This window comes from Roseobacter cerffii, assembly GCF_054226325.1.
The window spans coordinates 1,134,869-1,159,849 of record NZ_CM135757.1 but is presented as its reverse complement, the minus strand read 5'-3'; the positions used below and the strand labels follow the sequence as shown (position 1 = coordinate 1,159,849).

24 protein-coding genes are annotated in these 24,981 nt (G+C 64.3%); 9 read left to right on the top strand and 15 right to left on the bottom strand.

All coding sequences use genetic code 11. The features are described 5' to 3' along the window. Positions 1–10: 10 nt before the first annotated feature. The 6 genes from ACVC7O_RS05615 to ACVC7O_RS05590 all read right to left on the bottom strand — a co-directional run bounded on the left by ACVC7O_RS05615 (position 11) and on the right by ACVC7O_RS05590 (position 5,919). Positions 11–427 (bottom strand): F0F1 ATP synthase subunit epsilon, encoded by a 417-nt coding sequence (locus ACVC7O_RS05615; RefSeq protein ID WP_458325105.1) that lies wholly within the window; start codon positions 425–427, stop codon positions 11–13. An 11-nt stretch (positions 428–438) separates the two neighbouring features. Then, positions 439–1,863, bottom strand: coding sequence for a F0F1 ATP synthase subunit beta (gene atpD / locus ACVC7O_RS05610; protein WP_458325104.1), 1,425 nt, complete (start codon positions 1,861–1,863; stop codon positions 439–441). Between the two features lie 19 nt (positions 1,864–1,882). Further along, the gene (locus ACVC7O_RS05605) at positions 1,883–2,758 is read right to left on the bottom strand and encodes a F0F1 ATP synthase subunit gamma (protein WP_458325103.1); all 876 of its coding nucleotides are present in this window, start codon (positions 2,756–2,758) and stop codon (positions 1,883–1,885) included. Positions 2,759–2,770: 12 nt separating this feature from the next. Then, entirely contained in the window at positions 2,771–4,309 is a 1,539-nt protein-coding gene (gene atpA, locus ACVC7O_RS05600) for a F0F1 ATP synthase subunit alpha (protein ID WP_458325102.1), read from the bottom strand. After that, the gene (locus ACVC7O_RS05595) at positions 4,310–4,870 is read right to left on the bottom strand and encodes a F0F1 ATP synthase subunit delta (protein ID WP_458325101.1); all 561 of its coding nucleotides are present in this window, start codon (positions 4,868–4,870) and stop codon (positions 4,310–4,312) included. A 314-nt stretch (positions 4,871–5,184) separates the two neighbouring features. Further along, positions 5,185–5,919, bottom strand: a complete 735-nt coding sequence (locus ACVC7O_RS05590) for a methyltransferase domain-containing protein (protein ID WP_458325100.1) — start codon at positions 5,917–5,919, stop codon at positions 5,185–5,187. Positions 5,920–5,981: 62 nt separating this feature from the next. On the opposite strand from ACVC7O_RS05590, the gene gloB reads away from it, so the two are divergent. Together gloB and clpA are read left to right on the top strand one after the other, a co-directional pair. Next, entirely contained in the window at positions 5,982–6,749 is a 768-nt protein-coding gene (gloB, locus tag ACVC7O_RS05585) for a hydroxyacylglutathione hydrolase (RefSeq protein ID WP_458325099.1), read from the top strand. A 175-nt stretch (positions 6,750–6,924) separates the two neighbouring features. Continuing rightward, positions 6,925–9,246, top strand: a complete 2,322-nt coding sequence (gene clpA / locus ACVC7O_RS05580) for an ATP-dependent Clp protease ATP-binding subunit ClpA (protein ID WP_458325098.1) — start codon at positions 6,925–6,927, stop codon at positions 9,244–9,246. 172 nt (positions 9,247–9,418) lie between these two features. Here clpA and ACVC7O_RS05575 read toward each other — a convergent pair whose 3' ends face one another. The 3 genes from ACVC7O_RS05575 to ACVC7O_RS05565 form a co-directional block, all read right to left on the bottom strand. Then, positions 9,419–11,302: a peptidoglycan -binding protein gene (locus tag ACVC7O_RS05575; RefSeq protein WP_458325097.1), complete on the bottom strand. Its 1,884-nt coding sequence runs from the start codon at positions 11,300–11,302 to the stop codon at positions 9,419–9,421. Between the two features lie 2 nt (positions 11,303–11,304). Then, a complete protein-coding gene (locus tag ACVC7O_RS05570; protein ID WP_458325096.1) occupies positions 11,305–12,489 on the bottom strand; it encodes a biopolymer transporter ExbB in 1,185 nt (394 codons plus the stop codon). Between the two features lie 73 nt (positions 12,490–12,562). Next, positions 12,563–13,093, bottom strand: a complete 531-nt coding sequence (locus ACVC7O_RS05565) for a gamma-glutamylcyclotransferase (RefSeq protein ID WP_458325095.1) — start codon at positions 13,091–13,093, stop codon at positions 12,563–12,565. Between the two features lie 66 nt (positions 13,094–13,159). Here ACVC7O_RS05565 and ACVC7O_RS05560 point away from each other — a divergent pair, with 66 nt between their 5' ends. Further along, on the top strand, positions 13,160–14,164 hold the full coding sequence (locus tag ACVC7O_RS05560; protein ID WP_458325094.1) for a DUF2125 domain-containing protein: 1,005 nt from the start codon (positions 13,160–13,162) through the stop codon (positions 14,162–14,164). Here the strand turns inward: ACVC7O_RS05560 and ACVC7O_RS05555 are convergent. From ACVC7O_RS05555 to ACVC7O_RS05540, 4 genes are all read right to left on the bottom strand, one after another. Then, the gene (locus ACVC7O_RS05555; RefSeq protein ID WP_458325093.1) at positions 14,161–14,937 is read right to left on the bottom strand and encodes an extensin-like domain-containing protein; all 777 of its coding nucleotides are present in this window, start codon (positions 14,935–14,937) and stop codon (positions 14,161–14,163) included. The two genes, ACVC7O_RS05560 and ACVC7O_RS05555, sit on opposite strands and share 4 nt — an antisense overlap. Then, entirely contained in the window at positions 14,937–15,857 is a 921-nt protein-coding gene (locus ACVC7O_RS05550; RefSeq protein WP_458325092.1) for a prephenate/arogenate dehydrogenase family protein, read from the bottom strand. Before ACVC7O_RS05550 ends, ACVC7O_RS05555 begins: the two co-directional genes overlap by 1 nt. Continuing rightward, a complete protein-coding gene (gene hisC / locus ACVC7O_RS05545; RefSeq protein WP_458325091.1) occupies positions 15,854–16,939 on the bottom strand; it encodes a histidinol-phosphate transaminase in 1,086 nt (361 codons plus the stop codon). Before hisC ends, ACVC7O_RS05550 begins: the two co-directional genes overlap by 4 nt. 154 nt (positions 16,940–17,093) lie before the next feature. Then, positions 17,094–17,822: a VPLPA-CTERM sorting domain-containing protein gene (locus ACVC7O_RS05540; RefSeq protein WP_458325090.1), complete on the bottom strand. Its 729-nt coding sequence runs from the start codon at positions 17,820–17,822 to the stop codon at positions 17,094–17,096. A gap of 180 nt (positions 17,823–18,002) precedes the next feature. On the opposite strand from ACVC7O_RS05540, the gene ACVC7O_RS05535 reads away from it, so the two are divergent. Beyond that, on the top strand, positions 18,003–18,623 hold the full coding sequence (locus ACVC7O_RS05535; RefSeq protein WP_458325089.1) for a class I SAM-dependent methyltransferase: 621 nt from the start codon (positions 18,003–18,005) through the stop codon (positions 18,621–18,623). 59 nt (positions 18,624–18,682) lie between these two features. On the opposite strand, the gene rpsD is transcribed toward ACVC7O_RS05535, so the two are convergent. Further along, entirely contained in the window at positions 18,683–19,303 is a 621-nt protein-coding gene (rpsD, locus tag ACVC7O_RS05530) for a 30S ribosomal protein S4 (RefSeq protein WP_458325088.1), read from the bottom strand. 371 nt (positions 19,304–19,674) lie between these two features. Between rpsD and ACVC7O_RS05525 the strand changes: the two genes are divergently transcribed. The 5 genes from ACVC7O_RS05525 (at position 19,675) to yddG (ending at position 24,824) form a co-directional block, all read left to right on the top strand. Beyond that, on the top strand, positions 19,675–20,517 hold the full coding sequence (locus ACVC7O_RS05525) for an EAL domain-containing protein (protein WP_458325087.1): 843 nt from the start codon (positions 19,675–19,677) through the stop codon (positions 20,515–20,517). A 144-nt stretch (positions 20,518–20,661) separates the two neighbouring features. Then, on the top strand, positions 20,662–21,837 hold the full coding sequence (locus tag ACVC7O_RS05520) for an acetyl-CoA C-acetyltransferase (RefSeq protein ID WP_458325086.1): 1,176 nt from the start codon (positions 20,662–20,664) through the stop codon (positions 21,835–21,837). 135 nt (positions 21,838–21,972) lie between these two features. Further along, on the top strand, positions 21,973–22,695 hold the full coding sequence (gene phbB, locus ACVC7O_RS05515) for an acetoacetyl-CoA reductase (RefSeq protein ID WP_299676269.1): 723 nt from the start codon (positions 21,973–21,975) through the stop codon (positions 22,693–22,695). Positions 22,696–22,998: 303 nt separating this feature from the next. Beyond that, entirely contained in the window at positions 22,999–23,943 is a 945-nt protein-coding gene (locus ACVC7O_RS05510) for a transcriptional regulator GcvA (protein ID WP_458325085.1), read from the top strand. Beyond that, positions 23,940–24,824: an aromatic amino acid exporter YddG gene (gene yddG, locus ACVC7O_RS05505; protein ID WP_458325084.1), complete on the top strand. Its 885-nt coding sequence runs from the start codon at positions 23,940–23,942 to the stop codon at positions 24,822–24,824. Before ACVC7O_RS05510 ends, yddG begins: the two co-directional genes overlap by 4 nt. Here yddG and ACVC7O_RS05500 read toward each other — a convergent pair. Beyond that, positions 24,805–24,969, bottom strand: a complete 165-nt coding sequence (locus ACVC7O_RS05500; RefSeq protein WP_263842963.1) for a YdcH family protein — start codon at positions 24,967–24,969, stop codon at positions 24,805–24,807. The genes yddG and ACVC7O_RS05500 overlap by 20 nt on opposite strands. Between the last annotated feature and the right edge of the window lie 12 nt (positions 24,970–24,981).

Sequence of the window (24,981 nt, the reverse complement as noted above, 5' to 3'; positions counted from 1 at the left end):
AGGTGCCAGGTCAGACGCGGATGTGATCGCCCACGGCCACCATATCGGCGAGCAGCTTGGCCGCGTCATCGACGGGGCCCGGCTCGTTCACGAAGGTTTCCTTGGCCTGCGCCAGCGCGTCCTCGGCTTCCTTGATCAGGGCCGCCATGTCGTCGGCGGTGACCTCACCTTTCGGCATGGCGCGTTCGGCCAGGACCGTCACGCCGTACGCGGTGATCTCGGCGAACCCGCCGGTGACCACGTAGTCGGAGGTGCCATCGGGGCCTTCGGCGCTCAGCACACCGGGGCGCAGGGTGGTGATGGTGGGCGCATGCCCTGCCATCGCCGTCATGTCGCCATCAGCACCCGGGATCTGCACCGCGGTGACGGCGGCCGAGGCCAGCCGCCGTTCAGGCGAGACCAGGTCAAATTGGGTTGTGTCTGCCATCGGGGGCCTCCTTAGGCGGCGTCGGCCGCCATTTTCTCGGCTTTGGCTTTCACTTCCTCGATGCCGCCGACCATGTAGAAGGCGCCTTCGGGCAGGTGGTCGTACTCACCGGCCACAACCGCCTTGAAGCTCTCGATGGTCTCGGTCAGAGGCACCTGCACCCCGTCGGAGCCGGTGAAGACTTTGGCCACGTCGAAGGGCTGGCTGAGGAAGCGCTGGATCTTGCGGGCACGGGCCACGGTGAGCTTGTCCTCTTCGGAAAGCTCGTCCATGCCGAGGATCGCGATGATGTCCTGCAGCGACTTGTAGCGCTGGAGGATCCCCTGCACGTCGCGCGCCACCTTGTAGTGCTCTTCGCCCACAATGCCCGGGTCCATCAGACGCGAGGTCGAGTCGAGCGGGTCCACGGCGGGGTAGATGCCCAGCTCGGAGATCGCGCGCGACAGCACGGTTGTGGCGTCGAGGTGCGCAAAGGTGGTTGCAGGCGCGGGGTCGGTGAGGTCGTCCGCAGGCACGTAGACCGCTTGGATCGAGGTAATCGAACCCGCTTTGGTGGAGGTGATGCGCTCCTGCATCGCGCCCATGTCGGTCGCCAGTGTCGGCTGGTAGCCCACAGCGGAGGGGATACGACCCAGAAGGGCCGACACCTCGGAGCCCGCTTGCGTGAAGCGGAAGATGTTGTCGACGAAGAAGAGCACGTCTGTCCCGGACTGGTCGCGGAACTGCTCGGCCAGTGTGAGACCGGTCAGCGCCACGCGCGCGCGCGCTCCGGGAGGCTCATTCATCTGGCCGTAGACCAGCGCCACCTGAGAATCCTCGAGATTGTCGGGCTTGATCACGTTGGATTCGATCATCTCGTGGTAGAGGTCGTTCCCTTCACGGGTCCGCTCGCCCACACCGGCGAACACGGAGTAGCCCGAGTGCACCTTGGCGATGTTGTTGATCAGCTCCATGATCAGAACGGTCTTGCCCACGCCCGCACCGCCGAAGAGGCCAATCTTACCACCCTTGGCATAAGGCGCCAGCAAGTCGATCACCTTGATGCCGGTTTCCAGGACTTCGGATTCGGTCGCTTGGGCCGCAAACTCGGGCGCGGGCTGGTGAATGGGCCGGGTTTCGTCCGATGTGACAGGGCCTTTTTCGTCCACAGGCTCGCCCACCACGTTCAGAATCCGGCCCAGCGTGGCGTTGCCCACGGGGATCGAGATCGGGCCGTCGGTGTCGGTGACCTTCTGGCCGCGCACGAGACCTTCGGAGCTGTCCATCGCGATGGTGCGCACGGTATTCTCGCCGAGGTGCTGTGCGACTTCGAGCACGAGGCGGTTGCCGTTGTTGTCCGTTTCCAGCGCGTTCAGGATCTCCGGCAGGTGATCCTCGAATTGAACGTCAACGACCGCGCCGATGACTTGGGTGACTTTGCCGACTGCATTTGCCATGTCGTTTCTCCGGTTTGTCTTACAGCGCTTCCGCGCCGGAAATGATTTCGATCAGCTCGTTGGTGATCACAGCCTGACGCGAGCGGTTGAACTCGATGGTCAGCTGGTCGATCATCTCACCTGCGTTGCGGGTTGCGTTGTCCATCGCGGACATGCGCGCGCCCTGCTCGGAGGCGCCGTTTTCCAAGAGCCCTGCGAAGATCTGCGTGGCCACACCGCGGGGCAGCAGATCGGCGAGGATCGCTTCCTCGGATGGCTCGTAGTCGAAGAGAGTGGAGGCCTCGTCGCCCTCCTCTTCCTCGAATTTCGCCGGGATGATCTGTTGTGCGGTGGGGATCTGGCTGACCACGTTCACGAACTTCGAATAGAAAAGCGTGGCCACGTCGAACTCGCCCGCGTCAAAGCGTGCGAGCACGTCCTTGGCGATGCTCTGCGCATCCGCATAGCCCACGCGTTTCACCTCGGTGAGGTCCACGTGGTCGATGAAGAGCGATCCGAAGTCGCGCTTGAGCTGGTCACGCCCCTTCTTGCCGACGGTGAGGATTTTCACCTCTTTGCCCTCGGCTTGCAGCTTGGCCGCGTGGGTCTTGGCGAGCTTGGCGATGTTCGAGTTGAAGCCGCCGCAGAGGCCGCGTTCAGAGGTCATAACGATCAGCAGCTGCACCTTGTCGGAGCCTGTGCCCGACAGCAGTTTGGGTGCTGAATCCGAGCCGCCGACGGAGGCCGCAAGCCCCGCCATCACCGCGTTGAAACGCTCGGTGTAGGGGCGGGCCTGCTCCGCCGCTTCCTGCGCACGGCGCAGTTTCGCGGCGGCGACCATCTGCATCGCCTTGGTGATCTTGCGGGTCGATTTGACCGACTCGATCCTGTTTTTGAGATCCTTAAGACTGGGCATTGGGCCTACCTCTTAAGCGAAATCAGCGGCGAATTCACTGATCGCAGCCTTCAGCCGGTCTGCTGCATCGTCCTTGATTTTGGGATCTTCGTTGGTGATCCAGTCGAGAATGTCGCTGTGCTTGGAGTGCATGTGACCCAGGAGGCCCTTCTCGAAGCGGCCGACCTCGCTCACGTCGATCTTGTCGAGGAAACCATTGGTGCCTGCGAAGATGACGCAGACGATTTCCGCGTTGGTCAGCGGCGAATACTGGGGCTGCTTCATGATCTCGGTCAGACGCGCGCCCCGGGCCAGCAGCTGCTGGGTGGAGGCATCAAGGTCGGAGCCAAACTGGGCAAAGGCCGCCATTTCGCGGTACTGCGCGAGGGACAGCTTCACCGGGCCCGCCACGGAGGACATCGCCTTGGTCTGAGCCGAGGAGCCCACGCGGGAGACCGACAGACCGGTGTTCACGGCGGGGCGGATGCCCTGGTAGAACAGCTCGGTTTCAAGGAAGATCTGGCCGTCGGTGATCGAAATCACGTTGGTCGGAATAAAGGCCGACACGTCACCACCTTGGGTTTCAATGATCGGCAGGGCCGTCAGCGAGCCGTTGCCCGCGTCATCACCCAGCTTCGCCGAGCGTTCCAGAAGGCGGGAGTGCAGATAGAAGACGTCACCCGGGTAGGCTTCACGTCCGGGCGGACGACGCAGCAGCAGCGACATCTGACGATAGGACACGGCCTGTTTCGACAGGTCATCATAGATGATCAGCGCGTGGCGGCCATTGTCACGGAAGTGCTCGGCCATCGCGGTGGCGGAGTACGGCGCGAGGAACTGCATCGGCGCAGGCTCGGAGGCAGTGGCGGCGACCACGATGGAGTAGTCAATCGCGCCGGTCTCTTCGAGCTTCTTCACCAGCTGCGCCACGGTGGAGCGCTTCTGGCCGACGGCAACATAGATGCAGTAGAGCTTCTTGCTCTCATCGTCGCCTGCGGCATCGTTGTAGGATTTCTGGTTCAGGATCGCGTCGAGCGCCACGGCGGTCTTGCCGGTCTGACGGTCGCCGATGATCAGCTCCCGCTGGCCACGGCCAATCGGGATCATCGAGTCAACGGCCTTGAGGCCGGTCGCCATCGGCTCGTGCACGGATTTGCGCGGGATGATGCCCGGCGCTTTCACGTCCGCCTGAGAGGAGGTCTTGGCGTTGATCGGACCCTTGCCGTCGATCGGGTTGCCCAGACCGTCGACAACGCGGCCGAGCAGCTCGTCACCCGTCGGCACCGACACGATGGAGTTCGTGCGCTTGACGGTGTCGCCTTCCTTGATGTCGCGGTCGGAGCCGAAGATCACGACACCCACGTTGTCGGATTCGAGGTTCAGCGCCATGCCCTGAATGCCACCGGGAAATTCGACCATTTCACCGGCCTGCACATTGTCCAGACCGTAGACGCGCGCGATACCGTCCCCGACGGAGAGCACGCGGCCCACTTCGGCGACTTCGGCTTCCTGACCGAAGTTCTTGATCTGGTCTTTCAGGATCGCAGAAATCTCTGCTGCTTGGATACCCATTTATCCGACCTCTTTCATTGCATTCTGGAGGGAATTCAGCTTCGCGCGGATCGAGGTATCGACCATGCGCGAACCAACTTTGACGATCAGACCGCCGATGAGGCTTTCATCGACGGTTGTATCGAGTGTCACGGTTTTGCCTGTGGAGGCTTTCAATGTCTTGGCGAGCTTGTCGGCCTGGCCCTTGGTCAGCGCCTTGGCCGAGATTACCTCGGCGGTCACTTCGCCTTTTTCGGCGGCGATGATGTCGCGCAGGGTTGTGACCAGCTGCGGCAACACAAAGAGGCGGCGGTTCTGGGCCATCAGCGCCAGCGTGTTCGCCATGGTGTCGGACAGCTCCATTTTCTTGGCGATGGCGCTGATCGCGGCGCCCTGTTCATCGCGCGAGTAGATCGGGGAGTGGATCAGGGCGCGGAAATCTTCGCTCTCTCCGAGCGCGGTTTTCAGGGCATCAAGGTCGGTTTCAAGAGCTTTGACGGCGTTGCCATCCTTGGCGATCTCATAGACCGCGGTGGCATAACGCGCGGCAATACTCGTGGAAATCGAAGCTGGTTCTGACACGTCCACCCTTCCGATGTTCTGGCCCCGGGTATGCGAAAACATCGCGTCACCGGGCGTGTTGGCGCGACTTGAATTAACTCAAGACGTCGAAATCAGCGGTGATGTAGCAGAGAGCCTCCCACCCCGCAACATGAGATACTGTAGAGCGTTCAAACCTCTTTTCCCGTGTTTTCAGGCGCTTGGGCCGGGTGCGACCGTTTGGCGTCTCAGAAAGTTTGCGAAACGGCGCAATTATTAATGAATTTTGCGATTCCCGCGCCGGGTTTTTCAGCAAAACCACAAAAAAGCTTGAAATGGACCGGACCGTTTAATGGCTAAACCGGCTTGGCCGTGGGCTCGAGCACCGCGCTGGGGCGCAGGGAACGCGCGGGTTCGATCTTGCCCTTCGGCGGATAGACCAGCTTGGTGGCCTCCACCATGAAGGCGCCCCCGGCCATCATCGTGGGCACCCGGCGACCGAATTTCTCAAACGCAGGGCCCGCCTTCATCCAGATCCGCTTGGTCGAGGGCACCTGGTAAAGCGCGCCGACGTGGCGTTCGGGCAGGAACTGGTGCTTGCGCAGTTGCGTTTCCAGCTGTCCGGGAGAGTACGGCCGGCCAAAGCCGAAGGGCGTGCGGTCGCGCCGGGCCCAGAGGCCTGCGCGGTTCGGCACGATGAAGAGCGCCCTGCCCCCCGGCCCCAGCACGCGCCAGCATTCCTCGAGAAGATCCGAGACGCGTTCGGAGGTCTCGAGACCGTGCAGCATCACCAGCTTGTCCACATGGCCGGTCTCCAACGGCCAGCAGGTCTCCTCGGTGAGCACCGAGACATTGGGCATATTGGCGGGCCAGGGCATCACCCCCTGCGGGCCCGGCATGAGCGCGATCACGCGGCGGGCGTCTTTCAGGTAAGGGCGCAGCAGCGGGGCGGCAAAGCCATAGCCCACCACCGTCTGGCCCTTGGCCTCGGGCCAGAGCTCGAGAATGCGCCCGCGCAGGCTGGCCTGCGCTGCGCGCCCCAGCGGCGAGCGGTAGTAGAAGTTGCGCAGATCCTGCACGTCCAGATGCATTGCAGCCCGTCTCGTCTTGGGTCACTCTGAAGATAGTGTCGCAAACCTCTTGGAGAATGACCATGGCCCTTGAACTCGTCACCGTGCCCTGCCTCACGGACAACTATGCGTTTCTGCTGCATGATGAGGAGAGCGGTGCCACGGCGCTGGTCGATGTGCCCGAGGCGGCACCGGTTCTCACTGCCGCGGAGGCGCGCGGCTGGGCGATCAGCGAGGTCTGGATCACGCATCATCACGCGGACCATTCGCAGGGGCTGCCCGAGATCCTGGCCACGCATCAGGCCGTGGTGCGCGGAGGTGCCGCGGATGCGCACCGGCTGCCGCCGCTGGATCATGCGCACAAGGGCGAGGACAGCTTTGAGTTTGCGGGGCATCAGGTGCAGGTCATGGACGTGCCGGGGCACACCACCGGGCATATCGCCTATTATGTTCCCGACGCCGACACCGTTTTCACCGCCGACAGCCTCATGGCGCTGGGGTGCGGGCGGCTTTTCGAGGGCACAGCAGAGCAAATGTGGGGCTCGCTGAGCCAATTGATGCAGCTGCCGCCCGAGACCACCGTCTGCTCGGGCCATGAATACACCGCGTCCAACGCTAAGTTTGCGTTAACCATTGACCCGGATAATCCTGATCTTATATCGCGGAGCACGGCCATCGATGCCGCCCGTGCGGCGGGTGAGGCCACCGTTCCTTCCACCTTGGCGCTTGAAATGGCCACAAATCCGTTTCTGCGCGCCTCAGATCCGGATATCCGCGCCCGTCTGGGCATGACAGACGCGAGCGATGTCCAGGTCTTTGCTGAAATCCGCGCCCGCAAGGACGCCTTCTAACGCCGAAATCGCAGTCTTTCATGTCGGGATCACACAATTTGTGACCGTGAAAGTGCAGAAAAAACTTGAAGCGGGCCTGCGATCAACCAAACTCTAATACTATGAGGCCATGGTCGGCTTACGGATCGGCATCAATCAGATCCCCAACCGACCCCGATCAGAAGGAGCACAGCCCGTGCCTTCATTTTCGACCACACTGGAACAGGCAATCCATTCCGCGCTGGCGCTGGCCAATGCCCGCCGCCACGAATTCGCGACGCTTGAGCACCTGCTGCTGGCGCTGATCGACGAACCGGACGCCACGCGCGTCATGAAGGCCTGCAGCGTCGATATCGACGATCTGCGCGCCACCCTTGTGGAATTTGTCGACGAGGACCTGAGCAATCTGGTGACGGACGTGGACGGCTCCGAAGCGGTGCCGACGGCGGCCTTTCAGCGGGTCATCCAGCGGGCCGCCATCCATGTGCAGTCCTCCGGGCGCACGGAGGTGACCGGCGCCAATGTGCTGGTCGCCATCTTTGCCGAGCGCGAGAGCAACGCGGCCTACTTCCTGCAAGAGCAGGACATGACGCGCTATGACGCGGTGAATTTCATTGCCCATGGGGTCGCCAAGGACCCCGCTTATGGCGAACAGCGCCCGGTTTCCGGTGCGCCGGAGCATGAAGAGGAAGCGCAGGGCGTGACCGAGGGCGAAAAGAAAGAGAGCGCGCTTGAGAAATACTGCGTGGATTTGAACGCAAAGTCCCGCGAAGGCGATATCGACCCGCTGATCGGGCGCGATGCCGAAGTCGAGCGCTGTATTCAGGTGCTCTGCCGTCGCCGTAAGAACAACCCGCTGCTGGTGGGTGACCCGGGTGTCGGCAAGACCGCAATTGCGGAAGGTCTGGCGCGCAAGATCGTCGCGGGTGAGACACCGGAGGTGCTGGAAGGCACAACGATCTATTCGCTCGATATGGGCGCACTGTTGGCCGGGACCCGCTATCGCGGTGATTTCGAAGAGCGGTTGAAGGCCGTGGTGGCGGAGCTGGAGCAGCATGAAGATGCAGTGCTCTTCATCGATGAAATCCATACGGTGATCGGGGCTGGTGCAACTTCGGGCGGGGCGATGGATGCCTCGAACCTGCTGAAACCCGCGCTCGCGGGCGGCAAGCTGCGCACCATGGGCTCGACCACTTACAAGGAATTCCGCCAGCATTTCGAGAAGGACCGCGCGCTGAGCCGCCGGTTCCAGAAGATCGACGTGAACGAGCCGTCGGTCGAAGATGCGGTGAAAATCCTGCGCGGGCTCAAACCCTATTTCGAGGATCACCACTCGGTGAAATACACCGCCGATGCGATCAAGACCTCGGTGGAGTTGGCCTCGCGCTATATCAACGACCGCAAGCTGCCGGATTCGGCCATCGACGTGATCGACGAGGCGGGTGCCGCGCAACATCTGGTGGTCGCCGCGAAACGGCGTAAGACCATCGGCACCAAGGAGATCGAGAATGTGGTCGCGAAGATAGCCCGCATTCCGCCGAAGAACGTCTCGAAAGACGATGCCGAGGTGCTGAAGGACCTCGAAGGCTCGCTGAAACGCGTGGTCTTTGGGCAGGACAGCGCCATCGAGGCGCTGTCGTCGGCGATCAAGCTGGCGCGCGCCGGTCTGCGTGAGCCCGAGAAGCCCATTGGTAACTATCTCTTTGCCGGGCCAACCGGTGTGGGCAAGACGGAAGTCGCCAAACAGCTCGCGGATACGCTGGGCGTTGAACTGCTCCGTTTCGACATGTCGGAGTATATGGAGAAACACGCGGTCAGCCGCCTGATCGGCGCGCCTCCGGGCTATGTGGGCTTTGATCAGGGTGGCATGCTGACCGATGGTGTGGACCAGCATCCGCACTGCGTGCTGCTGCTTGACGAGATCGAGAAGGCGCATCCGGATGTCTACAACATCCTGCTGCAGGTGATGGACCACGGCAAGCTCACCGATCACAACGGCCGCACGGTGGATTTCCGCAACGTGGTGCTGATCATGACCTCGAACGCCGGGGCGGCTGAGCAGGCGAAAGAGGCCATCGGCTTTGGTCGCGACCGCCGCGAAGGCGAAGATACCGCCGCGATCGAGCGGACGTTCACACCGGAGTTCCGCAACCGTCTCGACGCGGTGATCAGCTTCGCGCCGCTGCCGAAGGAGGTCATCCTGCGGGTGGTCGAGAAGTTCGTGCTACAGCTTGAAGCGCAGCTGATGGATCGCAACGTGACCATCGAGCTCACCAAACCCGCTGCCGAATGGCTGGCGGATAAGGGCTATGACAGCAAGATGGGCGCACGTCCGTTGGGTCGCGTGATCCAGGAGCATATTAAGAAGCCGCTGGCGGAAGACCTGCTCTTCGGCAAGCTTGCCAAGGGCGGCATCGTGAAAGTGGGCGTGAAAGGCGGCGAGATCGATCTCAAGATCGAAGGCCCCGACAAACCGCGCCTCTCCGGTGACAAACCGCCGCTGCTGACCGCAGAGTAACGCGGTCGAAAAGATAGAATGGTCCCGTCGGCACCAACCGACGGGGCCTTTTTTATCCGTAGTCATCAGAGAGCAAGCGCCACAACTGACACCGCGCGGATAGGGTTGAGCTGGCGCGGCCCGCGCGGCCGGGTCAGCCATGGCTGACCCGGCCGCGCGGGGCCCCTCCGCTCTACCGTTCGGTGAACTTCAACTCGATGCGCCGGTTTTGTGCGCGGGCGGCCTCGGTGTCGCCCGTCGCCACCGGTTGGTACTGGCCGAAGCCATTCGCCGCGAGACGGTCTGGCGGCAGCCCCAGGACCTCCACCATGTATTTCACGACGGACAACGCCCTCCCCTGGCTGAGCTCCCAGTTGTCTGCGTAGCGTCCGGTGCCCGACAGCGGCACATCATCGGTATGGCCATCGACCCGCAAGACCCAGTTGATCTCGGGCGGGATGTCATCGGCGACGCTGGAAATGATCTCGGCAACCTTTGCCACTTCCGCCTGGCCTTCCTGCGACAGCTCGGCGTTCGCCGGGGCAAAGAGCACCTCGGAGGAGAACACGAACCGGTCTCCTTCGATCCGCACACCGTCTTGCCGCCCCAGCACATCGCGGAGCCGACCAAAGAACTCCGAGCGATACTGCTCGAGATCCTTTGTCTCCGCCGCCAGCCGCGCAGCCTCTTCTTCCAACCGCTTGCGTTCGGCCTCTTCCAGCGCTGACCGGCGCCGTTCTTCCGCTGCAAGCCGCGCCAACGCAGTGTTGAGATCGGACCCGAGCGACTGCAGGCGGATCTCCGAGGCGGCGTCCCGGTCTGCTGCATCATCGAGCAGCGCCTGCAGATCGCCCAGCTGCCCCCGAAGCGCCGCGACCTGCTGGTTCAGAAGCTCGGCCTGGCGCTGTGCATCGGCGCTGATTTCCTCCTCCTCAGCCAACGCCTGCTGGGCTTGGGCGAGCAGAGCCGCGCGCCGCTCAGCCTCGGTACTGGTGTCTTCGGCCAGCGTTTCCGCGGCGAGCCTGGCCGCCAATGCCTCCGCCAACTGCGCGCGCAAGGCCTCCTGATCCGCCGCCGAGCGCTCTGCGGTCTCAAGCTCGGCGCGCAGGGCCTCTTCAGCGGCCCGCAAGGCCTCGGCCTCGGTGCCCGCCGCATCGAGAGAGGCCGCCAGCCCATCGACCTGCAAAAGTGCGGCCGCAAGCTCGGCATCGAGATCCTGTTGCGCCGCCCGGGCTGCGGCCAGAAGGGTCAAGGTGTCTTCGGCCTCCTTGCGCTGCGCTTCGAGCGCCAGCGTCATCGCGGTGAGCTCGGCATCCGCATTTTCGAGCCGCGCCCGCAGCGCTTCCGCCGCCGCGGCCTCGGCGAGACGCGCGGCTTCTTCTTCGCTGAGCGCGGCGCGGGCCGCATCGAGATCCGACGCCAAAGCCGCAGCCTGCCCCTCCGCCTCGGCGTTGCGCGCGCGCAGATCGGCCACGAGGGCGTCGAGCGCCTCGCGCCGGGCAGCGGCCAGACGCGCCGCCTCGGCCTGCGCATCGATCTCACCCCGCGCGGCGGCCAGCGCGAGGTTGAGCGCCTCTTGCTCGCTCAGCAACTCGGCTTGTTCGGCCTCCAGCTGTGCCACATCCCCCAAGGCGGTGTCACGCTCCGCGGTGAGCGCGGCCACATTGTCGCGCGCGCTGTCGCGCTGTGCGATCAGCGCGGCGACCTGGGCCTCAAAACGGGTGATTTGCGAGGTCGCAGCGTCCAAAGCTGCGGCCTGCGCGTCGCGGGTCACGGTGAGCGTCGCGATACGTTCCTCCGCGTCCGACAGGGTTGTCTGCAACGTGCCCACCTGGCCTTCCAGATCCGCATTTGTCTGCCGTTCCAGACCCAGGGCCTGCGCCAGCGCCGCAACCTCGCCAGCCAACTGATCCAGCTCAGTTTCCTGCCCGGTGATCCGTTCGGTCAACACGAATTGCACCACCATGAAGATCGTCAGCACGAACATCAGCACCAGCAACAGGCCCGTCATCGCATCGACAAAGCCAGGCCAGATCGACGCCTGGAACCGTGTGCCCGTGCGTCGCGACAGCGCCATGATCAGCCGTCCTCGGAGGTGAGGCGCGTGTTGGCGCGTGGTGGGGTGCTGCGCAGCGCCTCGGTCAGCCGGGACAGATCCATCCGCAGCTCGGCCATGCTCTCCTGCCGACCGGCGGAGATTTCCTCGAGGATGCGCAGCATCTGCACATCGATCGAGCGCAGGCGCATCCGGCTTTCCGCATCGATCCCGTCACCTGCCCCCTGGTTTTCCAGAGCGGAGATCAGCCGCTCCTGTCCGGCGGCCACCCGCTCAAGCGCGGCACTGGCCGGGTCCATCCCGTCCATCTTCTGGGTCATGCGCTCGATGGAGCCTGCGAGCGTGCTGAGGTTCTCGTTGATCTCCGAGCGGCTGACATCGGAGTTCTGGAACATCTCCTGCAGGCGCTCCATCTGGTCCACCATATGTTCCACTACGCCCGCCAGTGCGCCCTGATCGCCCGCCGCCTCATCGCCGGAGCTGAAGCCGACGCGGGTGATGGTGCTCAGCCATTCCTCGAGCTCGCGGTAGAAGCGGTTCTGGCCGTGCCCGGCAAAGAGTTCCAGAAGCCCCACGATGAGCGACCCGGCAAGACCCAGCAGCGAGGAGGCGAAGGCCACGCCCATGCCACCCAGCTGCGCCTCGAGCCCGGTCATCAGGCGGTTGAAGACCTGCACGCCGCCCTCGCCGTCCTGCGGGGCGAGGCTGCGGATGGTGTCGACAACCGCCGGGACAGTGGTTGCGAGCCCATAGAAAGTGCCCAGAAGACCAAGGAAAATCAGCATGTTGACGATGTAGCGCGTGATCTCGCGCGCCTCGTCTATGCGCGTGGCAACGGAATCCAGAATGGAGCGCGTGGAGGTGGCGCTGACCTGCATGCGGGCCCCGCGCGAGCGCAGCAGTGTCGCCAGAGGCGCCAGAAGCAGCGGCGCCTGGGTCGACCGGTCGAGCCGGTCGGAGGCGAAACGCTCGATCCAGCGGACCGAGCCGATCAGTTGAAAGACCTGGTAGAAACAGGCCAGCACGCCAATTGCGAAGACGAAGAGGATGAAGCCGTTCAGATAGGGGTTGGCCTCGAACACGGGCAACACCCGTGGCAGTGCCAGAAAGCTGCCGAAGCCCGACAGCGCCAGCACGATGAGCATCATGGAAATCTGCCGCACCGGCTGTGAAAACACCGGTCTTGCCTGTCGAACTGGCAATGCCATGCGCTGGTCCCCGCGCGTTATTGTTCTGCCCCGGGCGCAGTTTAACCTGAAAACTGCCCCTTGCGCCAAGGATTTATGAGGTCAGGTGCCGCACCCGCTGGCTCAGCCACTCCAGATCGGGATCGTGCAGGCCGATCTCGGCAAGATGCCGCGTGGTGTTGTAGAGATATTCGGTGTTCGGCCCCATGCCGCCCTTGGCCTTGGCGATGATCTGCGCCTGCTGTTCCAGCGGCAGGCCGCCGCAATATTGCCGGTTGGCCCGGTTGATCACATAGGCCAGCGCCTGCACGCGTCGCCCGTCCACCAGATCGACATCGAGCGTGCGTTCGAGATAGGCCGAAGAGATCAGCTCGCGTTCGCGCAGGTAGGTGAGCGTGGCTTCTTCAGTGCCGGGTTGCACGGCGAGGGCGACCCCTTCGCAGGCGTGGCCCGGGTCTTCATCGAGCGCCAGCACGAGGCCGGGGTCGTCCTCGGTGCCGCGGTGGTGGATCGACCACATGCAGAAGGACCGCGCGTAGCCCGGCAGGGTTGCGACGACCTGTTCGTAGACGTCAAAGCCGGGTTTCCACAACAAGCTGCCATAGCCGAACACCCACATGGTCATATGACTGGTTCTCCTTGCCTGCATTGCGTAAACCTCAATTCAGGGCAAAAGGCAAAGAGGTCGGCGATGCCTCGGATCATATGGGCAGTGGGGCTGGTGGCGCTGGTCTGGGCAGGCTGGTGGCTCTGGGCGGCGCAAGCGGTCAAGACGGCCACTGCCGACTGGTTCGAGGCGCGGCGGGCCGAAGGCTGGCAGGCGGAGTATGGGCGTCTCGACGTGGGTGGGTTTCCCCTGCGATTTGATGCGGAGATGGTGCTGCCGGCGCTCGCTGATCCCGAGACCGGCGTGGCCCTCACGACCAGCGCAGTGGAGGTTTCAGCACCCGCGTGGTGGCCGGGCGACATCACCGTGACCCTGCCCGAAGACGCGATCACGCTGGCGAGCCCCGAGGCGCGTGCGACGCTTCTGATGCAGGCCGCCACGGCCCAGATGGAGCTGCAACCGGGCAATGCGCTGGAGCTGGAGCGGCTGGAATTTGCGTCCGGGCCCTGGTCACTGGCCGGGCCGCAGGGCGAGGTGCTGCAGGCCGAGGACCTGCGCGTGGCGGTCACACAGGACGCGGCCGACCCGCTGCGCTATGCGCTGACCGCGGGGGCAGCGGCGCTGCAGCCGGGCCCGGCGCCGCGCGCGGCGCTGCGGGTGCCCGAGAGCTGGCCGGTGAGTTTTGACAGCTTTGCGCTGCGGATGCAGGTGACATTCGACCAGGTCTGGGACAGGCGCGCGGTCGAGGTGGCGCGCCCGCAGCCGCGCCGGATCAAGATCGACCTTGCCGAGGCGGTCTGGGGCAAGCTGGAGCTGCGCGCGGCCACGGATGTGACCGTCGATGCGGAGGGGGTGCCGGACGGGACCCTGTCGCTGCAGGCGCGGAACTGGCAGGAGATGCTGGCACTGGCTGAACGGGCGGGAGTGCTGCCCCCTGCCCTTGCGCCGCAGGCCCAGAGCGTATTGCGCGCCTTGGCGGGCGCCTCCGGTGACCCGCGCGCCATTGACGTGACGCTGACCCTGCGCGACGGGCTGGTGCTGCTGGGGTTCGTGCCGCTGGGCTCTGCCCCGCGGCTGGTGCTGCGCTAACGGCAGTAGGTGCCGCTGCGATAGCGCGCGGTGTCGAAATGGAAGTGATCCCGGTGGAAGCTGTCGGCATTGGGGCCGAGCACGGTGCCGAAGGGCCCGCAGGCGCCCTTGTGCATGTCGCGCAGTGCCTGCCCGTGATCGCGCGATGTCCATCCCTTCAGCACGGTGATCGTGGTGCCGTCTTGCAGCACGAAGGCCGAGATGTCGATGGCGCGGCCCTTGCCATGTTCGGAGATGCGCGCGCCCCGCTTGTGGTTGCGCGTGCGGCAGACATAGTGACCGGCCACGCGCAACCCCTTGAGACCGCCGCCCTTGTTGGCCAGCGTGGGCTGGACCGAGTTTTCGATCCAGCTTTTCAAGGCCTGCGCGGTCGGGCAATCCATCACCGCCTGCTGGCTGAGCAGCACGTCCGAGACCGCGCGCAGGCGCACCGCTTCGGCCACGCCACAGCCTGCAATCCGGCCCGGCACGGCGCCCACGAACTCTCCCTGGAGATCCGGGTCATTGCAGACAGCACCTTCGGCGCGCTGTTTCTGATAGGTGCGGATCAGACGGCGCACCGCGCGGGTGCGCTGTTGTGGCCGGAGCGAGACACCGGGCGCGGTGCCGCGCACTGTCGCGGCGCGTGCCTCAGCGGTCGCGATGGCGCCCGAGCTTTGCAGGACAGGCGGTTTGGACAGGCTCTCGGGGCGCAGGACCGGGCGCTTGGAGCTGTCGGGCACATTGGCCGCAGCCGTACCCGCGAGCAGCGTGAACGCCAGAAGCCAGCGCATCACGTTGGCTTCTGCGCGCGCCCGAAGTCCGGCGCGTCCGTGTCCTGCCCCGCCTCGATGATGCCGCGGCGAATGGCGCGTGTGCGGGTGAAATAGTCATGCAGGTGATCGCCATCACCGGTGCGAATGGCGCGCTGCAGGGCAAAGAGTTCCTCGGTGAAGCGCCCGAGGATCTCGAGCGTCGCATCCTTGTTGGTGAGGAAGACGTCACGCCACATGGTCGGATCGCTCGCCGCGATGCGGGTGAAGTCGCGAAAGCCTGCCGCCGAGTACTTGATCACCTCGCTGTCCGTCACCCGGCGCAGATCATCGGCCACGCCGACCATCGTGTAGGCGATAAGGTGCGGCGCGTGGCTCGTGACCGCGAGGACGAGATCGTGGTGATCCGCCGCCATCTCTTCCACGTTGCTACCCAGACCCTCCCAGAGGCGGCGCAGCTGCGCCACCGCCGCCGGGTCTGCGCCCTCGGGCGGGACCAGCAGGCACCAGCGGTTGTCAAAGAGCTCGGCAAAACCGGATTCGGGCCCGGAATGCTCAGTACCCGCCAGCGGATGGCCGGGGATGAAATGCACCGTGTCGGGCAGATGCGGCCCGACGCTGTCGATCACATCCCGCTTGACCGAGCCCACATCGGTGACCGTGGCGCCCGGTTTCAGCGCGGGCGCGATCTCGGCCGCGACCGCCCCCATCACGCCGACGGGCACGGCCAGCACCACGAGGTCAGCTTCGGCCACCGCCTCGGCGACGCTGTTGCAGACCCGGTCACAGAGGCCGATCCGACGGGCGGTTTCCCGCGTGGCCTCGGAGCGCGCAAAGCCGGTGACCTCGCCCGCGAGCCCGCGCCGCTTCATCGCCCAGAACATCGAGGAGGCGATCAGCCCCAGCCCGACCAGCGCGACACGGTTGTAGATCACGCTCATGCCGCACGCCGGAAGCTGGCGAGGGCGTCAAGCACGCGGGTCGTGTCCTCGGCGCTGCCGACAGTGATGCGCAGCGCTTCGGGGAAGCCATAGCCCTTGACCAGCCGCACCAGGATACCCGCGGATTTCAGATGCGCGTCGGCGGCCAGCGCCTCCGCCTCATCGGCAAACCGCGCCATCACGAAGTTGGCCTCGCTGTCGTCGCAGGCAATGCCCAGCTGGCGCAGCCCGCCGGTGAGCCGCGCGCGCTGTTCGGCGTTCACGGTCAGGCAGGTTTCGACAAAATTGCGGTCGCGCACGGCGGCCTCGGCCCCGGCGAGGGCGACCGTTGACATGTTGAAGGGCCCGCGGATGCGGTTGAGCACGTCGATGATGTGCTGGCTGGCATACCCCCAGCCCACACGCAGCCCGCCCAAGCCATAGAGCTTGGAGAAGGTGCGGGTCATCACCACGTTATCGCGTTCGGTGACCAGCGCCGCGCCGCCGTCGTAGCCGCCGTAGAACTCGGCATAGGCACCGTCGAGCACCAGCAAGCATTGCGGGGGCAGCGCGTCGGCGAGACCTTCCAGCTCCGCCATTTCGAGTGCGGTGCCCGTGGGGTTGGCCGGGTTGGCGATGTAGATCAGCCGCGTGGCAGGCGTCACATGGTCGAGCAGCGCCTCCACGTCCACACGGCGGTCGCGTTCGGGTGCCACCACCGGCGTGGCCCCTGCCGAAAGCGCGAAGATGCGGTAGAGCCCGAAGCCGTGCTCGGTGTAGAGCACCTCGTCGCCCGGGCCGGCGAAGGCCATGGCCAGCAGGGTCAGCACCTCGTCCGAACCCACGCCACAGATGATGCGGTCCGCATCGAGCCCATGCACCTCGGCGATGGCGCTGCGCAGGCCGGCGTGATCGGTCGGCGGATAGCGGTGCAGCGACAGCGCGGCCTCGGTCACCGCCTGTATCGCCTTGGGGCTTGCGCCAAGGGGGTTTTCATTGGAGCTCAGCTTGAGCGGGTTTTCGTGCCCCTCAATCCGGGAGGCACCGCCCTGGTAGAAGGCGATATCCATGATTCCGGGCTGGGCGCGCATGGCTGTGGTCATCGGGTGGTCTCCTGTCCGGCGGACATTAGCGAGGTGCCGCAGGCTGTGCCACCACCAAACCGCGGTCTGCGCGCATCCGAGCAAGATCTTCCGGGCAGGCACACGAAAAAGGGTCCGGTCGCCCGAGCCCTTTGCAATCGAATCTGCGGTGGCGTCAGGCCTTCTTTGCCTTGCGACGCCCGGCCCAGCCGAGCCCACCGATGGCCGCGCCCAGGAACAGGACGGAGGCGGGCAGCGGAACTGCGGAAACCGCGATCCCGTCGATGGAGAACCCATCGTTGAAGCGCACCTCGTCGCCGCCAGCGGAGAAGAAGTTGCCCAGCGTGATCTCGGCAGTGGAGACCTTCTCGCCAAAGCTGATCTCGATGGTCCGCGCGTTGCCGTTCGGAAGTCTGCCGCCGGTGCGCAGCTCCTTCGACTCGCCGCCCGCGGTGATGCGCAGGAAGGCACCCTGGTCGCTGCCGTCATTCAGCACAAAGGCGATCTTGTTGAACAGGCTTCCGGTGTCCACCGTCCACTTGATGCCAGCCGTGTCGTTGCTGTCGAGGAACCATGTCCCGCCCTGCGGCACGGTGTTCGTACGGCCAAAGACCTTGCCATCGCGCAACGCCAGCTCGGTGCCGGTGCCGATGACCGAGTTGCCAGTGCCCTGGCCACCCAGCGATTCGAATGTGCCGACCGCGGTCGACAGCGACGGGCCAACCTCACCTTCACCTTGGGTGCCGCCCAGCGTTTCGAAGTCTTCGCCGACAGTGTTGCCGCTGCCGAAACCGCTATTGTAGGCGGCAGCGTCGAATGTGGTGACTTTGATGGTGGCGGCATGGGCACCGATGGTGCCAGCAAGGGTCAGCGCAACGGCGCCAGCCACTTTCCAGATACTCATTACTCTCTCCACAATTTTAATCAATTTTTCAGGCTTGGTGCTAACTGGCGTCAGCCACATGGTCAAGCGGATTTCCGCCGAACAGACTGTTTCCAACGTAGCGTCACTTGACGGCCTCACCATCCCTCCGCGCCGCTCCAGCAGCTTGCGGGCGCTGCTGCACCGTGCCACGCTGCCCGCATGACCCAGAACGCCACCGATCTTGCCGAGCGCTATACGACCGCCGCACCTCGGTGGTCCGACAAGATGCGCGCTCTGGGGTATTTCGACGGCTACCTCGGGTTCATCGCCGATCAGGGCCGCGAGGAGACCGCGGGGCAGCAGGTCATCGACATTGGCACCGGGACCGGGGCGCTGGCCGAGGCCTGGGTCGCCATCCACGGCGCACCCGGGCGCATGGCGTTGCTCGACCCTTCCGAGGCGATGCTGGACGTGGCACGCGGCGCGCTGCTGCGCCGCGAGGTAGTGGCCGAGACCCACCATGGAGCGCTGGAAGACGTGCAGCCGGACGGCTTCGACGTGCTGCTGGCCGCGCACGTGATCGAGCATTTCGACGATCCGATGACCGCGCTGACCGCCATGCGCCGCCTCGCCCGCCCCGGCGCGCGGCTGCTGCTGGTGGTGTCGAAGCCGCATTGGTGCAACGTGATCATCTGGCTGCAATGGCGTCATCGCACCTTTCGGCCGGATGAGATCACCGATCTGATGCGCCGCGCCGGGTTCGAGGTAGAGACGCAGTATCGCTTCCCCTCCGGCCCGCCCTCGCGTACCAGTTTTGGCGTCGTCGCGCGGGCGGTCTGAACGAAAAAACCGCGCCAGCGTATGCGGCGCGGTTCTCAGACTGTCGGAGGCGAAGAGGCTTAGTTCTTCGCGTAGAATTCAACGACGAGGTTCGGCTCCATCATCACCGGGTAAGGCACATCGCCCAGAGCCGGTGTGCGCACGAAGGTGGCGCTCATCTTGGAGTGGTCCGCCTCGATGTAATCCGGCACGTCACGCTCGGGCAGCTGTGTCGCTTCGATCAGCGTCGCCATCTGCTTGGACCGGTCGCGGACCTCGATCACGTCGCCCTCTTTCACGCGGTAGGACGGGATGTTCACGATCTTGCCGTTCACACGCACGTGCTTGTGGTTCACGAACTGGCGCGCCGCAAAGACGGTGGGCACGAATTTCGCGCGGTAGACCACGGCGTCGAGGCGGCGCTCGAGCAGACCGATCAGGTTCTCACCGGTGTCGCCCTTCACACGCTCGGCTTCGGCGTAGATGCGGCGGAACTGCTTCTCGGTCAGGTCGCCATAGTAGCCCTTGAGCTTCTGCTTGGCACGCAGCTGGATGCCGAAATCGCTGAGCTTGCCCTTGCGGCGCTGCCCGTGCTGGCCGGGGCCATATTCCCGGCGGTTGACGGGAGATTTCGGACGACCCCAGATGTTTTCGCCCATGCGACGGTCGATCTTGTACTTGGCAGCGGTGCGTTTGGTCACGGCTGATATCCTTCTTATGTGGCCCGGATGGGGCGATGAAGGGCGTTGTCCTCTGGCCTTGATCCGTTTCCGGGGCCCGACAGGCATCCCCTTGCGGGGGCCACCAACACCAATGAAGCCGCGCTTATACTGTGCCCCAAGACAGAGTCAACGCCTCTTTGGAGCGCGCACTAGGCCGCGCAGCACGCGCATGGTCTGATGGCCTCAAACGGGCCGGGTCGCGCCAGAACACCGGCATTCTGGTTTCCGATTTGTTTACCATATTTTTCAAAGGGTTAAATATGATCTAAATTAGAACAAAATGAGAATATTTACGCGATTTTAGCAAGTTTGCCCGCAAAGTGGCAACGTCAGAACACTGTGAGGTTGCGATGTCCGGCGGAAGAAAAAAGCGGTTGGCAGATGTCCCCCCGGGCGCGGAGAACCCGTTGCAATTCGCCCTGTCGCAGCGCGACCGGAACACCGTGGGGATGGTGGAAGAGGCGATCAAGCACAAGCAGGTTCTGCTGGCCTTCCAGCCGGTGATGCAGGCCCGCGCGCCCGACAAGGTCGCCTTTTACGAGGGGTTGATCCGGGTGCTTGATTCCACCGGCCGGGTGATCCCGGCCAGCGATTTCATGGGCACCATCGAGAATACGGAACTCGGGCGCCAGCTCGACACGCTCGCCCTGGGCCTGGGCCTGCGCGCGCTGAACGACAACCCCAGCCTGCGCCTGTCGGTCAACATGTCGGCGCGCTCCATCGGCTATCGGCAGTGGAACCGCACGCTCGACCGTTGGCTCACGCGAAACCCGCTGATCGCCGAGCGGCTGATCCTGGAAATCACCGAAAGCTCGGCCATGCTGGTGCCAGAACTGGTCGTGGACTTCATGGACCGGTTGCAAATCGAAGGCATCAGCTTTGCGATGGATGATTTCGGCGCGGGCTACACGGCGCTGCGCTACTTCAAGGACTTCTACTTCGACATCCTGAAAATTGACGGGCAGTTCATCCAGGGCATCGCGCAAGATCCTGACAACCAGGCGCTCACCGCCGCGCTGGTCTCGATCGCGCGGCATTTCGACATGCTGACCGTGGCCGAATTCGTCGAGAACAAGGAAGACGCCGAAACCCTGATCCGGCTGGGTGTGGACTGCCTGCAGGGCTTCTACTTTGCGGCGGCCTCGACCCGGCCCCACTGGCTGCGGCCTGCCGAAAAACAGAAAGCCATCTGAGCGGCCCACCCCGGCGGCCACTTGGTTGCTGCCCAGATGTGAATGCGGTATGGACCGAACCATGAAAGGTGAGGGGGTCAGGGCCCTTTGAACCGGGGCCCGGCGAGAACGCCCCTTTGCCAGAGCTGGTAAAGGACCAACCACATGACGAATGTCGTTATCGCATCCGCCGCCCGGACCGCCGTTGGCAGTTTCGGCGGCTCCTTCGCAACCATCCCCGCCCATGATCTGGGCGCAGCCGTCCTGAAGGAAGTGGTGGCGCGCGCAGGTGTCGATGCCTCGGAAGTGTCCGAAACCATTCTCGGCCAGGTGCTGACCGCGGCCCAGGGCCAGAACCCGGCCCGCCAGGCGCATATCAACGCGGGCCTGCCGCAGGACAGCGCGGCTTGGACGATCAACCAGGTCTGTGGCTCGGGCCTGCGATCGGTCGCCCTGGCGGCACAGCACATCCAGCTGGGCGATGCGGACATTGTTGCCGCTGGTGGCCAGGAAAACATGACCCTTTCGCCGCACGCCGCCCCTCTGCGCGCCGGTCACAAGATGGGCGATATCAAGTATATCGACACGATGATCCGCGACGGTCTGTGGGACGCGTTCAACGGCTATCACATGGGTCAGACCGCTGAAAACGTTGCCGAAAAGTGGCAGATCAACCGCGAGCAGCAGGACGAATTCGCCGTCGCCTCGCAGAACAAGGCCGAAGCGGCCCAGAAGGCGGGGAACTTTGCGGACGAGATCGTGGCTTTCACCGTAAAGGGCCGCAAAGGCGACACGGTGGTCGAACAGGACGAGTACATCCGACATGGGGCCACCATCGAAGCGATGCAGAAGCTGCGCCCCGCCTTCACCAAGGATGGTTCGGTCACAGCGGCCAACGCCTCCGGCCTGAACGATGGCGCCGCAGCGGCACTGATGATGTCGGCAGATGAGGCGGAGAAACGCGGGATCGAGCCGTTGGCGCGCATTGCCAGCTACGCCACCGTCGGCCTTGACCCGTCGATCATGGGCGCGGGCCCGATCTACGCCAGCCGCAAGGCGTTGGAAAAGGCGGGCTGGAAAGCCGAAGATCTCGATCTGGTCGAGGCGAATGAGGCCTTCGCCGCACAGGCCTGCGCGGTGAACAAGGACATGGGCTGGAACCCCGAGATCGTGAACGTGAACGGCGGCGCCATCGCCATTGGGCATCCCATCGGCGCCTCGGGCGCACGCATCCTCAACACCCTGCTCTTCGAGATGAAGCGGCGCGACGCCAAGAAAGGGCTCGCCACCCTTTGCATCGGCGGCGGCATGGGTGTTGCCATGTGCCTTGAGCGCCCCTGATCAAGATCAAGGCGGCGCGTCCCAGCGCCGCCTCGCCTTTCATCCGAAGAATACGCGAGATGGACACGCAATAATATTGCGCATCCAGATTTCCTTGCGTAACAAGATTATCAGAAACACTATGGAGGAACCCTCATGTCCCGCGTCGCCCTTGTCACCGGAGGCAGCCGAGGTATCGGCGCTTCGATTTCCAACGCTCTGAAGGACGCCGGTTACACCGTCGCCGCCACCTATGCCGGCAACGATGAAGCCGCCGCGAAATTCACCGATGAGACGGGCATCAAGACCTACAAGTGGAACGTTGCGGATTACAACGCCTGCAAAGAGGGCATCGCGGGCGTCGAGGCCGACCTTGGGCCCATCGAGATCGTCGTGGCCAACGCGGGCATCACCCGCGACGCACCGTTCCACCGGATGACGCCGGAACAGTGGCAGGAAGTCATCGACACCAACCTCACCGGCGTCTTCAACACCGTGCACCCGATCTGGCCCGGCATGCGCGAGCGCAAGTTCGGGCGCGTCATCGTGATCAGCTCGATCAACGGCCAGAAGGGTCAGTTCGCACAGGTGAACTATGCCGCGACCAAGGCGGGCGATCTGGGCATCGTGAAGTCCCTGGCGCAAGAAGGCGCGCGCGCGGGCATCACCGCCAACGCGATCTGCCCAGGCTACATCGCGACCGATATGGTGATGGCAGTGCCAGAAAAGGTGCGCGAGTCGATCATTGCGCAGATCCCGGCGGGACGTTTGGGCGAGCCGGAAGAGATCGCGCGCTGCGTTGTGTTCCTCGCGTCGGACGATTCGGGCTTCATCAACGGCTCGACCATCTCGGCCAACGGCGCGCAGTTCTTCGTCTGAGCCGCAGGGCCATCCGACAGAAAAGGGCCGGTCATGACGACCGGCCCTTTTTTTCCCGTAAGATCGCTGCAGCCGATCAGCGGGAAGAGGAAAACAGCCAATGCCAGGCGTTTTTCATGGCCTGTGCGCGCTCTTCATGCGCACGTTGCATGGCATTGCGGGTATCGCGGCGGGTCGTGGCCTCAAACATGGGGGGCTCCTTGTTTGCAAAAGGTCATCTGATCTGAGATGACTATGACAGCCGCTAACAAAGCTGACAAACGAGACTTTCCAAGACCTCAGTTAAGCTGTACTTAAGCGAATATGGTTAACAGATTGCCTCCTCTCACAGCCCTGCGCGCCTTTGAAGCGGCCGCCCGGCACATGTCTTTTGCAAAGGCTGCGGATGAGCTTGCGGTCACCCCCGCCGCGCTCAGCTTTCAGATCAAGTCGCTGGAAGAGCATCTGGGCGCGCCCCTGTTCCGCCGCCTGAACCGTGCGGTGGAGCTAACGGAAGCCGGCGAAACGCTGGCACCGGGCGTGACGGAAGGCTTTCAGACGCTGGTCAACGCCTGGCGCAACACTCAACGCCTGCAGGACGATCATTCGCTGACTGTCACCGCAGGGCCCGCCTTTACCGCCAAGTGGCTGGCACCCCGCCTCTATGAATTTGCCAAGGCGCATCCCGAGATCGAGCTGCGCTTCTCGGCGGCCTTGCGGATCATGGACTTCGGGCGCGATGCGATTGACGTGGCCATCCGCTTTGGCAAGGAGGGCGGCGACGGGCTCTATTGCCTGCCGCTGGCCGAGGAATGGATCGCGCCGGTCATGACCCCCGCCTTTGCCGCGCGCTACCCCGATCCGCAAAGCCTGACCGAGGCGCCGTTGATCTTCGACGATTCGATCAATTTCCTCAGCCCGCCCTGCGACTGGGGGGCGTGGTTTGCCGCCATGGGTGTCGACTTCAACCCGACCCACGGCCCGCATTTCAGCCAAGCCGATCACGCGGTCGATGCGGCGCTGGCGGGCGTTGGCGTTGTGCTGGGGCGGCGCGCGTTGGTGGTGAAGGACATCGACGAAGGCCGCCTCGTCACGCCCTATGGGGTTGCGCTGTCCACCGGTGCGAAGTTCCGCTTCCTCTGCCCCGAGGGCAGCGAGAACCGCCCGCAGGTCAAGGCGTTTCGCGAGTGGATCCTGAGCGAGATCGACAAGACGACCCATATCACCGAGAGCTTGCAGGTGGTCGCGCCGGGCGAGCGGGCCGCATGAGCAAGGCACAGGCTACTGCCATCGGCTTCATCGCGGTGATCCTCTGGGCGCTGCTGGCGGTGCTGACCGTGGGCTCGGCCCCGACCCCGCCGCTTCTGCTCAACACCATCTGCTTCGCGATCGGTGGCACCTGCGGCCTGATCTGGACGGCTCTGTCGGGGGGCTTCGGCGTTCTGCGGCAGGTGTCCTGGCGCGTGTATCTCTTTGGCACACTTGGTCTTTTCGGGTATCACGCGCTCTATTTCTCCGCCCTGCGACTGGCGCCCGCCGCGGAGGCCGGGCTGATCGCCTATCTCTGGCCTCTACTGATCGTCCTGCTGTCCGGCCTGTTGCCGGGCGAGCGGCTCCGGCGCGGTCACGTGATCGGGGCTGTGGTGGGCTTTGCCGGGGCCGCCCTGATCATCTCGGGCGGCGGGCAAGGATTTCAGGCCGCATATCTGCCAGGCTATGCGCTGGCGCTGATCTGCGCGCTGACCTGGTCAAGCTATTCGGTGCTCTCGCGCCTGGTGGGCGACGCGCCGACCCAATCGGTCACCGTCTTCTGCCTGGGCGCGGCGGCCCTGTCTTTGCCGCTGCATCTGCTCTTTGAACAAACGGTCCTGCCTCAAGACGCCACTGGTTGGGCGGCCACAGCTCTCTTGGGCCTCGGCCCCGTGGGCCTGGCATTTTTCGTCTGGGACATCGGTGTCAAACGCGGCGACATTCAATTGCTCGGTGCGGCCTCTTATGCGGCACCGCTCTTGTCGACATGCGTCTTGGTACTGGCTGGCGTCGCGCCGCTCTCAACAACGTTGGGCGTCGCGGCACTGCTGGTCACCGGCGGGGCCGTTGTAGCCGCTTACGCCAGCTTCGGGTCGAGCCCTAGCTCGACAGGCGCGTGATTTCTTCTTTGAGACGGAGTTTCTGCTTTTTCAGGTCGGCAATTGCGAGATCGTCCATACCGGGCGAGCGTTGGGCCTCTTCGACGGCTTCGCTCAGGGACTGATGCTTCTTCTTCAGCTGGTCGACATGTGCAGTGACGCTCATTCATTCCTCCTG

Coding starts and splice junctions, on each gene's coding strand:
- atpA (WP_458325102.1), bottom strand. CDS start 4,309: ATGGGTATCCAAGCAGCAGAGATTTCTGCGATCCTGAAAGACCAGATC.
- gloB (WP_458325099.1), top strand. CDS start 5,982: ATGGCCCTTGAACTCGTCACCGTGCCCTGCCTCACGGACAACTATGCG.
- phbB (WP_299676269.1), top strand. CDS start 21,973: ATGTCCCGCGTCGCCCTTGTCACCGGAGGCAGCCGAGGTATCGGCGCT.
- atpD (WP_458325104.1), bottom strand. CDS start 1,863: ATGGCAAATGCAGTCGGCAAAGTCACCCAAGTCATCGGCGCGGTCGTT.
- ACVC7O_RS05615 (WP_458325105.1), bottom strand. CDS start 427: ATGGCAGACACAACCCAATTTGACCTGGTCTCGCCTGAACGGCGGCTG.
- ACVC7O_RS05510 (WP_458325085.1), top strand. CDS start 22,999: ATGGTTAACAGATTGCCTCCTCTCACAGCCCTGCGCGCCTTTGAAGCG.
- yddG (WP_458325084.1), top strand. CDS start 23,940: ATGAGCAAGGCACAGGCTACTGCCATCGGCTTCATCGCGGTGATCCTC.
- ACVC7O_RS05500 (WP_263842963.1), bottom strand. CDS start 24,969: ATGAGCGTCACTGCACATGTCGACCAGCTGAAGAAGAAGCATCAGTCC.
- hisC (WP_458325091.1), bottom strand. CDS start 16,939: ATGACCACAGCCATGCGCGCCCAGCCCGGAATCATGGATATCGCCTTC.
- ACVC7O_RS05535 (WP_458325089.1), top strand. CDS start 18,003: ATGACCCAGAACGCCACCGATCTTGCCGAGCGCTATACGACCGCCGCA.
- ACVC7O_RS05525 (WP_458325087.1), top strand. CDS start 19,675: ATGTCCGGCGGAAGAAAAAAGCGGTTGGCAGATGTCCCCCCGGGCGCG.
- ACVC7O_RS05555 (WP_458325093.1), bottom strand. CDS start 14,937: ATGCGCTGGCTTCTGGCGTTCACGCTGCTCGCGGGTACGGCTGCGGCC.
- ACVC7O_RS05560 (WP_458325094.1), top strand. CDS start 13,160: ATGCCTCGGATCATATGGGCAGTGGGGCTGGTGGCGCTGGTCTGGGCA.
- ACVC7O_RS05520 (WP_458325086.1), top strand. CDS start 20,662: ATGACGAATGTCGTTATCGCATCCGCCGCCCGGACCGCCGTTGGCAGT.
- ACVC7O_RS05550 (WP_458325092.1), bottom strand. CDS start 15,857: ATGAGCGTGATCTACAACCGTGTCGCGCTGGTCGGGCTGGGGCTGATC.
- ACVC7O_RS05565 (WP_458325095.1), bottom strand. CDS start 13,093: ATGACCATGTGGGTGTTCGGCTATGGCAGCTTGTTGTGGAAACCCGGC.
- ACVC7O_RS05605 (WP_458325103.1), bottom strand. CDS start 2,758: ATGCCCAGTCTTAAGGATCTCAAAAACAGGATCGAGTCGGTCAAATCG.
- ACVC7O_RS05575 (WP_458325097.1), bottom strand. CDS start 11,302: ATGGCGCTGTCGCGACGCACGGGCACACGGTTCCAGGCGTCGATCTGG.
- ACVC7O_RS05570 (WP_458325096.1), bottom strand. CDS start 12,489: ATGGCATTGCCAGTTCGACAGGCAAGACCGGTGTTTTCACAGCCGGTG.
- ACVC7O_RS05590 (WP_458325100.1), bottom strand. CDS start 5,919: ATGCATCTGGACGTGCAGGATCTGCGCAACTTCTACTACCGCTCGCCG.
- ACVC7O_RS05540 (WP_458325090.1), bottom strand. CDS start 17,822: ATGAGTATCTGGAAAGTGGCTGGCGCCGTTGCGCTGACCCTTGCTGGC.